At 44.7% G+C, this 14,823-nt stretch carries 14 protein-coding genes; 7 read left to right on the plus strand and 7 right to left on the minus strand.

Annotated features, from left to right (window positions below):
• The first annotated feature begins 160 nt into the window (after window positions 1-160).
• The gene (locus FKQ60_RS07415) at window positions 161-1,213 is read left to right on the plus strand and encodes an iron ABC transporter permease (RefSeq protein ID WP_154171100.1); all 1,053 of its coding nucleotides are present in this window, start codon (window positions 161-163) and stop codon (window positions 1,211-1,213) included.
• A 1-nt stretch (window position 1,214) separates the two neighbouring features.
• On the plus strand, window positions 1,215-1,982 hold the full coding sequence (locus FKQ60_RS07420; protein WP_004396438.1) for an ABC transporter ATP-binding protein: 768 nt from the start codon (window positions 1,215-1,217) through the stop codon (window positions 1,980-1,982).
• A gap of 54 nt (window positions 1,983-2,036) precedes the next feature.
• Here FKQ60_RS07420 and FKQ60_RS07425 read toward each other — a convergent pair whose 3' ends face one another.
• The 7 genes from FKQ60_RS07425 to FKQ60_RS07455 all read right to left on the minus strand — a co-directional run bounded on the left by FKQ60_RS07425 (window position 2,037) and on the right by FKQ60_RS07455 (window position 8,035).
• Complete coding sequence (locus FKQ60_RS07425) at window positions 2,037-2,459, minus strand: hypothetical protein (RefSeq protein ID WP_170906248.1); 423 nt, start codon at window positions 2,457-2,459, stop codon at window positions 2,037-2,039.
• A gap of 188 nt (window positions 2,460-2,647) precedes the next feature.
• Window positions 2,648-3,529 carry an L-ribulose-5-phosphate 3-epimerase gene (locus tag FKQ60_RS07430; RefSeq protein ID WP_170906249.1) on the minus strand — a complete coding sequence of 294 codons (882 nt, stop codon included), beginning with the start codon at window positions 3,527-3,529 and terminating at the stop codon, window positions 2,648-2,650.
• Window positions 3,530-3,537: 8 nt separating this feature from the next.
• Window positions 3,538-4,185 (minus strand): 3-keto-L-gulonate-6-phosphate decarboxylase UlaD, encoded by a 648-nt coding sequence (locus FKQ60_RS07435; RefSeq protein ID WP_170906250.1) that lies wholly within the window; start codon window positions 4,183-4,185, stop codon window positions 3,538-3,540.
• 5 nt (window positions 4,186-4,190) lie between these two features.
• The gene (locus tag FKQ60_RS07440; RefSeq protein ID WP_170906251.1) at window positions 4,191-5,012 is read right to left on the minus strand and encodes a Cof-type HAD-IIB family hydrolase; all 822 of its coding nucleotides are present in this window, start codon (window positions 5,010-5,012) and stop codon (window positions 4,191-4,193) included.
• A 5-nt stretch (window positions 5,013-5,017) separates the two neighbouring features.
• Entirely contained in the window at window positions 5,018-5,710 is a 693-nt protein-coding gene (locus tag FKQ60_RS07445) for an L-ribulose-5-phosphate 4-epimerase (RefSeq protein ID WP_088733125.1), read from the minus strand.
• 7 nt (window positions 5,711-5,717) lie between these two features.
• On the minus strand, window positions 5,718-6,200 hold the full coding sequence (locus tag FKQ60_RS07450; RefSeq protein WP_010316860.1) for a PTS sugar transporter subunit IIA: 483 nt from the start codon (window positions 6,198-6,200) through the stop codon (window positions 5,718-5,720).
• 74 nt (window positions 6,201-6,274) lie between these two features.
• On the minus strand, window positions 6,275-8,035 hold the full coding sequence (locus FKQ60_RS07455) for a PTS ascorbate-specific subunit IIBC (RefSeq protein ID WP_170906252.1): 1,761 nt from the start codon (window positions 8,033-8,035) through the stop codon (window positions 6,275-6,277).
• Window positions 8,036-8,425: 390 nt separating this feature from the next.
• Between FKQ60_RS07455 and ulaR the strand changes: the two genes are divergently transcribed.
• From ulaR to FKQ60_RS07480, 5 genes are all read left to right on the plus strand, one after another.
• Window positions 8,426-9,181, plus strand: coding sequence for an HTH-type transcriptional regulator UlaR (ulaR, locus tag FKQ60_RS07460; protein ID WP_170906253.1), 756 nt, complete (start codon window positions 8,426-8,428; stop codon window positions 9,179-9,181).
• Between the two features lie 123 nt (window positions 9,182-9,304).
• Window positions 9,305-10,372, plus strand: coding sequence for an L-ascorbate 6-phosphate lactonase (gene ulaG / locus FKQ60_RS07465; protein WP_170906254.1), 1,068 nt, complete (start codon window positions 9,305-9,307; stop codon window positions 10,370-10,372).
• Between the two features lie 496 nt (window positions 10,373-10,868).
• Window positions 10,869-13,313, plus strand: a complete 2,445-nt coding sequence (locus FKQ60_RS07470; protein ID WP_217520973.1) for a DmsA/YnfE/YnfF family dimethyl sulfoxide reductase — start codon at window positions 10,869-10,871, stop codon at window positions 13,311-13,313.
• A gap of 15 nt (window positions 13,314-13,328) precedes the next feature.
• Window positions 13,329-13,943 carry a DMSO/selenate family reductase complex B subunit gene (locus FKQ60_RS07475; RefSeq protein WP_004396412.1) on the plus strand — a complete coding sequence of 205 codons (615 nt, stop codon included), beginning with the start codon at window positions 13,329-13,331 and terminating at the stop codon, window positions 13,941-13,943.
• Window position 13,944: 1 nt separating this feature from the next.
• The gene (locus FKQ60_RS07480) at window positions 13,945-14,790 is read left to right on the plus strand and encodes a DmsC/YnfH family molybdoenzyme membrane anchor subunit (RefSeq protein ID WP_170906255.1); all 846 of its coding nucleotides are present in this window, start codon (window positions 13,945-13,947) and stop codon (window positions 14,788-14,790) included.
• Window positions 14,791-14,823 lie beyond the last annotated feature (33 nt).

Below are 14,823 nucleotides of genomic sequence, written 5' to 3' on the forward strand. Positions count from 1 at the left end.
AATAAGAATGAAAAGAAAGACTTTGCTCACCTCTTTTACCATTATCTCAGCATCAGGTTTGATCACTGCAAAACTAAAAGTGCTCGAGGGTGTTGTCAGGTTGCCATTGAATTTCTTCTCAACGAGTTGTTTTGGCTACGAAAAACTGGATTAATAAAAAATGATCTCTGATACATTACAAGATGCTGTTATGACACAGCGAGAAAGTGAACGTCGCCGTAGTTGGATGTTATTTGGCTTCGGCTTATTGCTGATTGCTTCCTTTATTCTAGATATTATGACCGGTCCCTCGATGATCGATGTGACCTCGGTACTGCATGCATTATTGGAATGGATCGGGCTTCCTTTTCAGGTTGATGCTTCGACACAAGTGATTGTAAAAAATTTACGATTGCCTATTGCATTAATGGCTATCTTCGTAGGTGGATCGCTTGGGGTCGGCGGTGCAGAAATGCAAACGTTGTTGAATAATTCAATGGCGAGTCCTTATACGTTGGGAATGGCTGCCGCGGCTGGATTTGGTGCCGCTTTAGTGCTTTATGTTGGTTCGCTAGGCATAGAGAGCCATTTTGCGGTTCCCTTGGGTGCTTTTGTGTGTTGTATGCTTTCTGCTTGTTTTCTCTTTGCTCTTGCTTCTGTACGTCATATTGGGTCTGGGCAATTGATTTTAGCAGGCATAGCTTTGCTGTTTTTATTTCAATCTTTACTTTCATTAGTGCAGTTCATCTCTTCACCGGAGCTAAGCCAGCAAATTTTGTTTTGGTTGTTTGGCAGCTTATCGAAAGCAACGTGGAATAACTTGATGATCACCGCTGTCGTGGTCAGTTTGAGTGTTGTACTGTTACTAAAAGATGCTTGGAAGTTAACTGCACTGCGTTTAGGGGAAGAGCGGGCAAAAAGCCTCGGGGTGAATATTGTTAGGCTCAGGTTAAAAACATTATTTCTCGTTGCACTGATGACGGCAACGGTGACCAGTTTCGTCGGTATTATTGGGTTTATTGGTATTGTCGCTCCCAATATCGCTAAGATTTTGGTCGGTGAGGATCAACGTTTCTTTCTTCCCTTATCCTTTTTAATTGGCGCATTTTTACTCTCTACCGCCTCTGTATTATCGAAAGTAATTGTTCCAGGAGCACTTTTCCCAATTGGTATTGTTACTGCCATTGTTGGAGTGCCCTTTTTCTTTTGGCTCATTATTGGCAAGGCGCGTTAATATGTTACAGGTTAACAATCTTCATGTTCGATTTGGTGATTTAGTCTTGGCGGATGGGGTCAGTTTTTCATTGCAACCGGGTCAAGTAACGGCAATTCTTGGTCCTAACGGTACAGGAAAAAGTACCTTACTCAAAACCTTGTTTGGTGATATACGATGGCAAGAAGGTGAGATCCGTTTTCATCAACAGATACTCAATAAGCACCATCTTGCGCAATGGCGTCAACAGTTTGGTTACATGCCACAAGATATTCATCTTGATGTCAACTTGTCGGTGATTGAAGTGATATTGCTTGGGCGTTTGGATGCCTTGAGTATGCGCATTGATGATAGGATGTTGAATGATGGCTTGTCGATCCTCTCTCGTTTAGGTTTACGTCATTTGGCGCATCGAGATGTCAGAACCTTAAGTGGAGGGCAGTGCCAGATGATCTTGTTTGCTCAAGCATTGATGCGTAATCCTTCCATCTTAATGCTGGATGAACCTGTCAGTGCGCTCGATTTACACCATCAACATGTGTTGCTTGAGCATTTGGTTGAGCAAACTCGTCAGCATCAATACACTACGATTATGGTGTTGCATGATCTTAATCTTGCCGCGCAATATGCAGATAATCTTTTGGTGATGAAACAAGGGCAGTTGTTAGCCCAAGGGAAACCGCAAGATCTCTTGACTTCCGAATTGATATATCAACTGTATCAGGTGGATGCAGATGTACTGGTCGATGATAAAGGGGTTCCTTTTGTTCGTACTCGACGTTCGGCATAGAAAGTTTTGATCTTCTGGGATTGTTGTGAGAATAAACCTTGGCTCGTATTTGAATTATGTTGTTTGAATAAATTTACTGTAGGTACTGACTCGGCCGTTGATGTACTCAATACCGCAGTGAATGCTGTGTTCGTTATTGCCAACAATCTGATATTCGACAATAAATTCACCGCTGATCACTTTGATAAATAACAAACCGTCGATGACTTTCCATAATCCTTGCAGTGTTTTTTCAGCAAACAGATCTCGCTCGACCAACGTGCCATTCGGCTTTAAATGCAAGGCAGAAGAAAAACCGTCTACATTCACTTTTACCCAAGTATGCTGGTGGGCCTCAAAGCTTAATATTTTGCGTCGACATTTGACCCACTCTATCAGCGCTTGTTCTTGGGTTGGCGTCAGTGTGGGGAGCGCTTCCATTTCTAAAAGGGTGTGATGCTTTTCATACCAGAAGAGTTGTAAGTGAAGTAATTTCATTGGTTCTCAGAGTGTTATGCATCGGGGCGTTATCAAGAGGCAACTCTGCGCGATTGTGTTGGCGATGTCAATATTTGCCAAGAAAAGAGACCGCGCTGACGGGGGAGCGGGCGCGGCCATATCCAAGTTCAGGATAAATAATGCATAAAAGATGCATCGGAGCACGATTTATCGATTGAATAAACGAGCTATAGGTTAAATAAACGAGGTAAATCTGCGGCGTCACACGCTTGGTTTAATCGCTGTTGAGCGGTACGAATGTCGCGCTGCCAATATTCATTTTGTGCCCACATCTCAATCACCATCGGCACAACGCAGTGTGTCTTTTTCAAGGTTTGGAAAATGGCGTCGAAATTAACCTCTCCTTGTCCAATCACTAAATCTCGAAACTGCCCAGCGTAGTTTGAGGTGACACAATAGGTATCTTTAAGATGAATCTGCGTGATGTGTGGCATACCAAGTGCCAATTCAGTACACACATCATAGTTCCAACCGGAAATGTTGCCTACATCTGGATACGCCATAAAATAGGGGGAGGGTACTTCCCGTTTTAGAATTTCGAACTTGCTCAGTGAATTAAGATAGCGGGTATCCATGATCTCCACCGCCAGCATCACGCCAGCACGCTCGGCCAGTTTGGCGGCAAGCTGCATGCCTTCAATGAAGCGTTGATGAGTTTCTTCATTAGCGGGTTCGTAATAGACATCATAGCCTGCGAGTTGAATGGTACGAATACCCAGTTTGTAAGCTAAGGTAATCGCTTTCTCCATGTGCAAAATAGCTTGCTCTCTAATGGCGGGGTCTGACGAGCCAAAAGGAAACTTACGGTGCGCACTTAAGCACATCGATTGCAGCGGGATTTGGTATTGCTCACACCATCTTCGTAGCTGATAGATGGTTGCATCATCCCAGTCTAAGCGTTGACGACGTTGATCCGACTCATCGACGGATATCTCTAAAAAATCAAACCCCAGCTCTTTCGTTGTGGCGAGCTTTTCTTCCCAACTGAAATGATTGGGGAGCGCTTTTTCATACAACCCGATACGTTGGCGTGGTAAATGCTGATACATACGGCCTCCTAGCACCAAAAACGATCGATTTGACGGCGCAGTGCTTCGGCAGTGACGCGACCTTTTTCACCGACCAATGCACGCCCTGCAATGAAGGTTTTGGCCTTAATACCTTCAAATAAATAGAGATCTTCTGGCACGATGCCACCTGTGATGGAAAGCTCAAGCCCCATGTCGGATAGGGTTCGCATCTTCTCAACATCTTCGCTTGTCCAACCAATACCGGCCAGTTCGGCATCTCTTGAACGGTGATAAATGGCTTGGGTGATGCCAAGGTCAATCCATGCTTGTGCATCAGCAAAGGTCCAGTTACCGTAAATTTCGATTTGGATTTCGCCATCCAGTTCATCGGCGACTTTCTTACACGCACTGATGGTAGCGATATGTGCTGCGGCAGAAACGGTGATCCAATCCGCGCCAGCTTCAAATGCCATCCGCGCCAAAATAGCGCCGCCATCGGTGGTTTTCATATCGCACACTAGAATATGGTCAGGGTGATTATGGCGTAACGTTTTGACGGCCTTCATGCCTTCAGCAAAGGCGAGGATGGTGCCCACTTCGATGACATCCACAAAACTTGCTACGTTTTTTGCCACTTCGATGGCAGAAATAAGGTCAGTTTGGTCGAGTGCGATTTGGATCATTGGTTTAGTCATGAGAGTTATCCTTGAATTTTGTCACGGATCAAACGGGCGAGCCCGTCGTGATTGTTATCGGTTGTACAAATCAGATTGGCGTGGGACTTCACCGTATCGTCGGCATTGAGCATTGCCACCCCGAGCCCTGCGTAGTCGAGCATTGAAATATCATTATGGTTATCACCGACGGCCAGCACGTGATTGGCGTGGTAGCCGAGCGATTGCACATATTCAGCCAAGCGCTGACCTTTACTGTTGCCTTTGGCGGTAAAGTCGACGCGATTCGACCATGAACGCTCGCCATTGAATGTCTCTAGTACCCAAGCTTGTTGAGCAAGGCGTTCAACGGAACTCGGTAGCCCTTCAACCACAAATTTCCAAATAAACGTTTCTTGCTCGACGCGGTGACGAAACGAGTCAATTTTTTCGATTTTAGGTTGTGCTGCCGGTGGGTACTGGCTGGCCCACTTTTCTAACGCTTGCATGTAGGCGATTGGGCTATGCTTGGAATAGGTCATCGCGTCGGTCACATACATCACCAGTTTCATTTGAAACTCTTTAGCCAGTGCAAGAAAGGTCAATGCATCGTGCTTGGCAATCGCATTGTGCTTGAGCACTTTTTCATTTTGGTAGTCATACACATAGGTGCCGTTACAGCAGATGATGGGGGTTGTGAGCCCCAATTCTTGATAATAGGGTTTCGCTGCCGTGTGGTGACGGCCAGTCACAATCACCACGTGGCAGTGTTGCTGCGCCTGTTGAATCGCCCGTTTTAGCTGCGGATGAATGGTGTGTTCATCAGTCAACACCGTGCCATCAAGGTCGAGCGCGAGAACTTTATACATAGCCGCTACCTTTGACCGTAGTAAGCGTTATCACCATGCTTACGTTGATAGTGTTTATCGGATAATTCCGGTTGAATCTTGATGCCACTGTTGAGTGAACGAGTCGCCAGCGCCATGGCGGAAATCTCCTCCAAGACGACGGCGTTATGAACGGCATCGTTAGCATCTTTGCCCCAAGAGAAAGGAGCATGCCCGGCGACAATCACGCTTGGCACCGCCATCGGGTCAATGCGACGATGTGTGAACTCTTCGATGATCACAAGGCCGGTATTTTTCTCATATTGGCCAGCGATTTCATCGCAAGAAAGTTTGCGTGTGCAGGGGATGTCACCGTAAAAATAATCGGCGTGAGTGGTCCCTAAAGCAGGAATGTCAATGCCCGCTTGCGCCCAAATAGTGGCACTGCGCGAATGGGTGTGTACCACGCCGCCAATCTCTGGATAAGCTTTATAGAGTTCGAGGTGAGTGGCGGTATCACTGGATGGATTGAGTGTGCCTTCCACAATCGCGCCATTAAGGTCAACGATCACCATGTCATCGACTTTCATTACATCGTATTCCACGCCAGAAGGTTTGATGGCGATGACGCCCTTCTCGCGGTCTATTTCTGACACATTACCCCAAGTGAAAGTGACTAAACCGTATTGGGGAAGCTTAAGGTTTGCCGCAAATACTCGCTGTTTTAGTTCGCTATACATGACATCCTCACTCGACCAATTGCGCCGCTAACGCTTGATCAATCACTTGGTAAACATCCTGCGCGGTACGACAACGGCGCAGTTTATCGAGATCAACGCCAGTCTCGCTCTCTTCATCATCCAGCACTTGGGTTACTTCCATTAATCCTTCCATATGCTGATCAGACGAGCTACCAGCCAAGGTGATCAGCACATCGACTGGTTCATCTTCGCCGTCAAAATAGACAGGTGTTTGTAGCGTCACTAAAGCAAAGGCGGTTCTGATCACGCCATTTTCAGGTCGAGCATGAGGCAGGGCAAGATTAGGCGCGATGACGATGTACGGGCCTAATTGTTCAACGCTGCTGATGATAGCATCGTGATAACAGGGGTGGATGGCTCCTGATTTGATCAGCCTATCCGTACCGATTTTTATCGCCTCTTGCCAAGTGCTCGCCTGGGCATTTAATTGAATGGAATCATTGTCGATCAGTGATTGTTTCAGTCCCATGGTTCTATCTCCAGAGTGGGTGCCAGAGTGTCTGGCACCTATCGTTTTTGTACTTATCGTTTTGTCGTCAATAGCTATTTCAAAGTGACAAAGTTTTTATCGATGATGTCGAGCAACTCATCACCAAAAGAGTTCGGATTCAGCATGTTTTGTACCCCGAGCACAAATTTGCCTTCTCCGGGCTCCATCTCACCAGAGAGATGTTTTGATGAGACGATGATGTCGGTGGTGGCGAGCTTAGATTTATAATCAGACACTGCGCAGGAATCCATCACATGTGGAATGCCTTTCTTCTCTAGATACTTACCGATTTTCATCTTCATCATCATTGAGGAGCCTTGTCCATTGCCACACACGGCTAAAATGCTGACCGGGCGCACGCCATCACTGACTTTCAGTGCTTGTTCGACGGCGGCGATGACGTCTGGCTCGTCACTGATGTTCACCAGACCCTGCGCATCTTCCTCTTCACGCAGTTTTTTAGAGGCGAAGAACATGTACACACCAGCCAATGCAATCAGCACAAAGAAGAACAGTTTTGAGACGGATAAGCCTTGCATGATCGGTGGGAAGACTAGCGCCCAGTCGGCCATGCCCATCCAGCCACTGAATTCAGTGCCGTATTGGTTGAAGATGTGAATGGCCCATGCGGAACCAACGACTTCGATGATGCCCATCACAAAACAGATTTTCATTACCGCACGCCAGCCGCCAAAGTGGTTAGCAAAAACACCAATGGTCGCGTTGGAGAAGAACATTGGAATAAAGCCGGGAATGATCATGATCGGCGCATCAAACGCGAGCATGGCCAGCACTGCGGTAAATTGACCAATTGCACCCCACATGAAACCAAACACCATGGCATTAGGCGAAAATGCGTAGATAGCAGCACAGTCAATGGCTAAAACCGCGTTAGGGATGACGCGCTCTGAGATGCCTTTAAAGGCTTCAGACAGTTCGGCAACGAACATGCGCACCCCTGCAACAATGACTTGAATCGCTACCGCAAATTTAAGGCCAGTTTCCAGAATGTAGATAGACCAATGGGTTTTTCCCGCCATCGCTTGCAGGTTGTCTAAACCAAAGGAGAGCAAAATAATGCCGAAAAATAGTGTCATCACAATCGCGGTGGCGGCAATACTGTCGTGGAAAATGTGCAACCATTTAGGCAGTTTAAGGTGATCGACACTGTCTTTTTTGTCGCCTAACTTGGGGGCAACCTTAACCGCTATCCAAGATGCGACTTGCTGTTGGTGGCCGATGGAGAAACCGGCACCGCCTGTAACTTCTTCAGTGGGTTTGAACATAATGTTGGAGGAGATCGACCAGTAAAGCGCCATCAAAACAGCTGAATAAAGGATGGTTTCCCACATGCTCGCACCGAGTACAAGGTAGAACACGGCAATCAATCCTGCCTGTTGGAACATAATATGCCCCGTTAGCATGATGGTGCGAATGCCCGTGTAGCGGCGCAGTAAAACCAGCAAAATATTAATCGCCAGTGCCAGTAGCACGGTATAGCCGACCCAAGAATAATCATCCCCCATGATTTCCATGGTGGCCATCATCGAGGTGTAGGGATCGATAACCGAGCCAGTTAAACCATGATATTCCGATAATTTCTCAATCACAGGCTTAAAGCCTGCCACTAAGGTCCCTGCACCCACTTGTACCAACATAAAGCCGACGATGGTTTTGATCGACCCTTTGATGATGGTGGTGGCGTCTCTTCTTAATAACCAATACCCGATAAGGGTGACTAAGCCCAGCAGCAAAGGTGCTTTAGTCATAACTTGGCTATAAAAAATGTAGAAGATATCGTAGATGAACTGCATATCTTTACCCCTTAATTCTCTATTTATCGTTATGTGTCTTCCCGTCTTACTCGAAGCTGGGTGTAGGTCAGAGTGGATCAGCAAGGTGATGCTGATTTCCATCTTGTTTTGCTCACGAAACAGACTTTACCAATCAAAAGTAATCATTCAATGCTCATTTGTGATTATTTTGATTTTTATCAATTTCTGAACCAAGTGGAGCTGTTATTTGATACTTAAGTCACGGTTTTTACAATAATATCAATTAAATCAATCGCTTGTATTTTATTGTGATCGAGAAGGAAGTTTTGTTCTTCGAATATTTGACATTGTGATGGATGAGAAATAGAATCAAAAAAAATCATAAACAATCACCAAGTAATCACTTGATGAAAAGATAAGGTGATAACCATGAATGAAGTACAAAGACATAACGAGATACTGTCTTTGCTAGACAATATGCGCACCATCAACGTTGCGCACATCATTGAAAAATTTAACGTCTCTCCGGCTACGGCTCGGCGCGATATTTCTAAGTTAGATGATCTAGGTAAGCTGAAGAAAGTTCGCAATGGTGCTGAACGCCTAGAGATTAGAAAGCGAGCGTGGACGCCGTTAAATATCGACAGTACGGATCATTTTCATGAAAAATCACACATTGCCATGGCTGCGGCTAAGCTCTGCAAACCCGGTGACAGTGTGGTGATTAACTGCGGTTCGACCGCCTTCTTGCTCGGTAAAGAGCTGTGCGGCCAAGATGTTCAAATTGTGACTAACTATTTTCCACTGGCCAGTTATTTGATTAATGAAGATCACGACGATGTGATCATCATTGGTGGGCAGTACAACAAAGCACAAAACATTTTCCTTAACCCCGCCCCAGACTCGTTAGGCGGCTACGCTGGACATTGGATGTTCACCAGTGGCAAAGGGCTGACGGAAAATGGCCTCTACAAAACCGATATGCTCACCGCCGTTGCCGAGCAACAGATGCTGGAACAAATTGGCAAGTTAGTGGTGGTGGTGGACAGCTCTAAAGTGGGGCAGCGTACCGGCATGTTATTTTGTCCGGCTGATAAAATTGACATTGTTATCACTGGTAAGACGGCCGATCCGCAAGTTATCCAAGCACTACAACAGCAAGGAACAGAAGTGATTCTGGTATAGAAAGCACTTCTCTCTACAGATTCTAATAATAAACATAGGCTCAGTGTCTTCACCTTAGATGAAGACGCTTGGCTCCCTACATCCAAAATTTGTCTAACTGATCGTGAAATAAAAGGTGTTGCTATGAGTAAAATTGATAAAATCACACGCGATTCATGGGTTCTAAGTACCTTTCCTGAGTGGGGAACTTGGCTGAATGAAGAGATAGAAAAGACCGAAGTGGAAGCTAACACCTTTGCTATGTGGTGGCTCGGTTGTACCGGTATTTGGCTAAAAAGTGCTGGGAATACCAATATTTCGATCGATTTTTGGTGTGGAACGGGTAAGAAAACTCAAAAAAATCCGCTTATGAACCAACAACACCAAATGATGCGAATGGGGGGCGTGCGTGAACTGCAACCCAACTTAAGAACTTCGCCTTTTGTGTTGGACCCGTTTGGCATCAAAGAGATTGATGCGGTGTTGGCGACGCATGATCACGCTGACCATATCGATATTAATGTCGCAGCGGCTGTGCTGCAAAACTGTGGTGAGCATGTGAAATTTATTGGGCCACAAGCTTGTGTTGACCTGTGGCAAGGCTGGGGAGTACCGAGTGAGCGTTGCATTGTAGCGAAAGTGGGTGATTGCATTGAAGTCGGTGATATTAATGTTCGAGTACTGGACTCGTTTGATCGCACTGCGTTGATCACGCTGCCTAAAGGTGTTTCATCTTATGATAAAACGATTCTTGATGGTATGGATGATCGCGCGGTCAACTATTTGATTGAAACCTCCGGTGGTTCTATCTACCACTCGGGTGATTCGCATTATTCAAACTATTATGCAAAACATGGTAACGACTACAAGATTGATGTGGCGCTACTCTCATACGGTGAAAACCCACGTGGTGTGACCGATAAAATGACATCTTCTGACATTTTACGTGCTGGAGAGTCATTAAATTGTGAAGTGGTGATCCCATTCCATCACGATATTTGGGCTAACTTCCAAAATGACCCGCGTGAAATTGAAGTATTGTGGCAAATGAAAAAAGATCGTCTGCAATACGGTTTTGCACCTTTCTTTTGGCAAGTAGGTGGCAAATATACTTATCCAACCGATAAAGGGCGTATGCACTATCAACATTTCAGGGGCTTTAGAGATATTTTCGTTGATGAGCCGGAATTACCTTATAAAGCCTTTTTATAACACTTGAAAATTTTATTAAATATCACAACGCCACCTAATGTTAAGGTGGCGTTATGATTAGTAAGGTCATATTAATCTGTAGAAAGATCATATCAAGTATTAAGAATGATTTTCAATAACTCAAAATCATTCATGTTATAAATGATTCTTTCTAATGTATTTTTTGAATCTATTTTTATGTATTTATTGGTTTAGCAATAAATGATTTAAATCAACACCAATAATTTATCAAACTATTATAATGAATCGATTTATATTTTTGTTGAAAAGGTATTTCCTGGATAATCCTCATTCAATAAGGTTTACGATTGATTTTGGGGTTATATTAGAATAAGCATCAAAAAGAAAATAGTTCTCATTTGTACTTTGGTGTTGGGTTATCCCATTTAATAAACGTTTGAGTACAATTGATTATTATTTGAAAAGTTTAAGGATAGGCTAATTCGACAAGTTTTTTTGTGCTATATATGGCCATGTATGGGTAATGTTCATGATGATCAAAAACCGATTTAAAACCTTATTGTCACCCGATATCACGCGGCGCGGATTTATTAAATCCAGTTCGATGCTTGGAGGACTTGCGGCCGTTACCAGTTCTCTTCCTCTTCCTTTTAAATCGACGCTTGCTCAAGCTAAAGAAATAACACCTAAAGCGGATGAAAAAGTGGTTTGGAGTGCCTGCACGGTTAACTGTGGTAGCCGATGTCCGCTTCGTATGCACGTAGTGGACGGCGAGATAAAATGGGTAGAGGCTGATAATACAGGCACTGATAACTATGCAGCAAAAGATGTACAAGTTCGTGCTTGTTTACGTGGTCGTTCGATGCGTCGTCGAGTTTACAATCCAGACCGTCTCAAATACCCATTAAAACGAGTTGGGAAACGAGGGGAAGGCAAATTTAAGCGTATCAGTTGGGAAGAAGCTTACGACGACATTGCGAATAATTTGCAACGTATCATTGATGATTACGGTAATGAAGCGGTATACCTTAACTATGGTACAGGAACATTAGGTGGAACAGTCACTCGTTCTTGGCCACCGGGTAAAACATTAATTGCTAGATTGATGAACTTAAAAGGGGGTTATTTAAATCATTATGGCGATTATTCTACGGCACAAATTGCTGAGGGACTAAATTATACTTATGGTGGTTGGGCCAATGGTAACTCGTTCTCTGATTTGGAAAACGCCAAACTGATTGTGCAATTTGGTAATAATCCTGCAGAAACGCGCATGTCTGGTGGTGGGTTAATTCATCATTATGTAGAAAGCAAAGCAAAATCGAATGCGCGTACCATTATTATTGACCCTCGTTATACTGATACGGCGGGTGGACGAGAAGATGAGTGGATTCCTATCCGTCCGGGTACCGATACCGCGTTTATTTCGGCAATGGCGTATGTGATGATCAAAGAAAATTTGGTCGATCAACCTTTCTTAGATAAATACTGCGTGGGTTACGATGAAAAAACATTACCAGCATCCGCTCTGGCGAACAGTGATTATAAATCGTATATTTTAGGACTCGGTGACGATAAAACCCCAAAAACACCGGAATGGGCGGCGGCCATTACCGGAATTCCGGCTGACATTATCATTAAAACGGCCCGCGAAATTGGCTCAATCAAACCTTGTGCCATTCACCAAGGTTGGGGGTTACAACGTACCGCTGCGGGAGAAATTGCATCTCGAGCTGTGGCGATGCTGGCCATTTTAACCGGTAATGTTGGTATTAGTGGTGGCGGTTCAGGCGCTCGTGAGTCGGATTACAGCATTCCGTTTGTTCGTTTTCCTACTTTGGATAACCCAGTCAAAGCCTCCATTCCGATGTTCCTATGGACGGATGCTATTGTGCGCGGCCCAGAAATGACAGCATTAAAAGACGGTGTTCGTGGTAAAGATAAATTGGATGTGCCGATTAAATTTATTTGGAATTACGCTGGCAACTGCTTAATTAACCAACATTCTGATATCAACCTTACTCACCAGATCCTGCAAGATGATACTACTTGCGAGATGATCGTCGTGATTGATAATCACATGACGTCCTCTGCGAAATACGCGGATATTGTATTGCCAGATTTGACCACTTCAGAGCAAGCCGATTTTTGTATGGATGGTAAAGCAGCCAATATGCCGTATTTCATTTATGCTGATCAAGCGATTAAGCCTCAATTTGAAGCTCGTGGAATTTATGAAATGTGTTCAGAGCTTGCCAAACGACTTGGTGTGGCAGAAGCCTTTACTGAAGGGCGAGATCAAGAAGGGTGGCTACGTTATCTGTATGCGGAAACGCGAAAGCTTGATCCTAGCTTGCCTGATTTTGAAACAGTCCGTCAACAGGGTATCGTGAAACGGACAGATCCTAATGGTCATTATGTCGCTTATAAAGCATTCCGTGACGATCCACAGAATAATCCTTTATCGACACCTTCGGGTAAGATAGAGATCTATTCTGAGCGGTTGGCGGAAATTGCGCAAACTTGGGAGCTCCCTGAAGGTGATGTGATTCATCCTCTACCCGTTTACACTTCAAGCTTTGAAGGGTGGGATGATCCAAAACGTTCACTATATCCATTGCAATTAACCGGTTTCCACTTTAAAGCTCGAGTCCATTCTACGTATGGCAATATCGATATTTTAAAAGAAGCAGCTCGCCAAGAAATGTGGATTAATCCGATTGATGCTAAGGCTCGTGGAATTAAAAATGGTGATCGTGTACGTATTTTTAATGACCGTGGAGAGACACGTATTCCAGCTAAGGTCACACCACGAATTATTCCTGGCGTGGTTGCATTAGGTGAGGGAGCTTGGTATACGCCCGATGGTCGAAAAGTCGATCAAGCAGGCTCAATTAATGTGTTGACGACTCAACGGCCAAGCCCATTGGCGAAAGGCAACCCTCAGCACACTAACCTTGTTCAAGTTCAGCGCGTATAACCCAAGGACTAACTTATGAAACAGTATGGTTTTTATATTGATTCCAGTAAATGTACGGGCTGTAAAACGTGCCAGCTCTCTTGTAAAGACAATAAAGATCTAGGTGTTGGCGTTAACTTTCGTCGTGTCTACGATTATGAAGGTGGAAATTGGGTCGTTGAAGGGGAAACCTTTCGTCAAGATGTCTTTTCTTACTATCTTTCGATTGCTTGTAATCACTGTGATGAGCCAGCATGTGCGAAGGTTTGTCCATCTGGAGCTATGCACAAACGCGAAGACGGTTTTGTGATTGTTGATGAAGCGGTTTGTATCGGCTGTAAGTTGTGTGCGATGTCTTGTCCTTATGGTGCACCGCAGTATAGCGAAGAAAAAGGTCACATGACGAAGTGTGATGGATGTTATGAGCGAGTAGGGCAAGGTTTGGAGCCTGTTTGTGTGACTTCTTGCCCATTGCGAGCACTCGAGTTTGGTCCCATTGATGAATTACGAGCCAAATACGGCACTAATGCGGATGTTGCTCCTCTTCCTTCATCGTTCATTACGAAGCCCAACATTGTCATTAAACTCAATAAAAATGCTCGTCCTACGGGCGATAAAACGGGTTTCTTAGCAAATCCGAAGGAGGTGTAAGATGGCTTGGCATGAATTTCCGTTAGTGATCTTTACCGTTTTCGCCCAAACGGCAGTAGGCGCTTTTTTCTTGGTCTGTTTATTGTTTTTATTTGGCAGTCCGAGTGAACAGCAAAAAATGTCCATGATGAAAAGCTTATTTTTTGTTTGGGTTTTGATGGGTATTGGTTTTGCTGCGTCGACGTTCCATCTAGGGAGTCCAATACGTGCTTTTAATGCTTTTAATCGAGTTGGACATTCTTGGTTATCTAATGAAATCTTAACGGGTAGCCTTTTTTTTGCACTCGGGGGATTACTGTGGTTGCTGAGTGCTCTCAAGGTAGCTTCAGCAGCATTACGTAGAGGCTTGATGGTGACCGCAATGGTGATGGGTATCATCTTTATGTATGCTATGGCTCGGCTATATATGATTGAAACCGTTCCAACTTGGCATACGCTGTATACACCATTAAGTTTCGTATTAACGGCAGTTATTTCGGGGAGCATCGTTGCTTGTACACTACTAACTGGCTCCGGATATCGCACAACTATCGTTGAGAAACAGCTGCCTCTTTTAGGCGTACTGGGTGTGGTTGTGAGTGTACTTGCCAGTTTTGCTCAACTACAGGAACTGGCGCATATCCAAACCTCTATTGTGTCAGCGGTCGATCTGCTGCCTAATATCGGCATGCTCAAGAGTATCCAATACTTATTATTAGTTGTGGCGCTAGTGTTATGGTGGTGGCCTACTTGGCAGCGTTCCCAACGGGCACTACTGCCTATTTCACTGGGTGTAGTGTGTGTATTGTTAGCAGAGTTTTTGGGTCGTGGTATTTTCTACAGTTTACATATGACCGTCGGTTTATAACCTCACGTTAATTTACACGTAAAAAGGGGGCGG

Origin of the sequence: Vibrio sp. A11, from assembly GCF_013048705.1 — a bacterium.
GTDB lineage: Bacteria > Pseudomonadota > Gammaproteobacteria > Enterobacterales > Vibrionaceae > Vibrio > Vibrio metschnikovii.

What these genes read in the sequence shown, in the direction of transcription:
- FKQ60_RS07415 (WP_154171100.1), top strand. Translation starts at nt 161, where the DNA reads ATGATCTCTGATACATTACAAGATGCTGTTATGACACAGCGAGAAAGT.
- FKQ60_RS07420 (WP_004396438.1), top strand. Translation starts at nt 1,215, where the DNA reads ATGTTACAGGTTAACAATCTTCATGTTCGATTTGGTGATTTAGTCTTG.
- FKQ60_RS07425 (WP_170906248.1), bottom strand. Translation starts at nt 2,459, where the DNA reads ATGAAATTACTTCACTTACAACTCTTCTGGTATGAAAAGCATCACACC.
- FKQ60_RS07430 (WP_170906249.1), bottom strand. Translation starts at nt 3,529, where the DNA reads ATGTATCAGCATTTACCACGCCAACGTATCGGGTTGTATGAAAAAGCG.
- FKQ60_RS07435 (WP_170906250.1), bottom strand. Translation starts at nt 4,185, where the DNA reads ATGACTAAACCAATGATCCAAATCGCACTCGACCAAACTGACCTTATT.
- FKQ60_RS07440 (WP_170906251.1), bottom strand. Translation starts at nt 5,012, where the DNA reads ATGTATAAAGTTCTCGCGCTCGACCTTGATGGCACGGTGTTGACTGAT.
- FKQ60_RS07445 (WP_088733125.1), bottom strand. Translation starts at nt 5,710, where the DNA reads ATGTATAGCGAACTAAAACAGCGAGTATTTGCGGCAAACCTTAAGCTT.
- FKQ60_RS07450 (WP_010316860.1), bottom strand. Translation starts at nt 6,200, where the DNA reads ATGGGACTGAAACAATCACTGATCGACAATGATTCCATTCAATTAAAT.
- FKQ60_RS07455 (WP_170906252.1), bottom strand. Translation starts at nt 8,035, where the DNA reads ATGCAGTTCATCTACGATATCTTCTACATTTTTTATAGCCAAGTTATG.
- ulaR (WP_170906253.1), top strand. Translation starts at nt 8,426, where the DNA reads ATGAATGAAGTACAAAGACATAACGAGATACTGTCTTTGCTAGACAAT.
- ulaG (WP_170906254.1), top strand. Translation starts at nt 9,305, where the DNA reads ATGAGTAAAATTGATAAAATCACACGCGATTCATGGGTTCTAAGTACC.
- FKQ60_RS07475 (WP_004396412.1), top strand. Translation starts at nt 13,329, where the DNA reads ATGAAACAGTATGGTTTTTATATTGATTCCAGTAAATGTACGGGCTGT.
- FKQ60_RS07480 (WP_170906255.1), top strand. Translation starts at nt 13,945, where the DNA reads ATGGCTTGGCATGAATTTCCGTTAGTGATCTTTACCGTTTTCGCCCAA.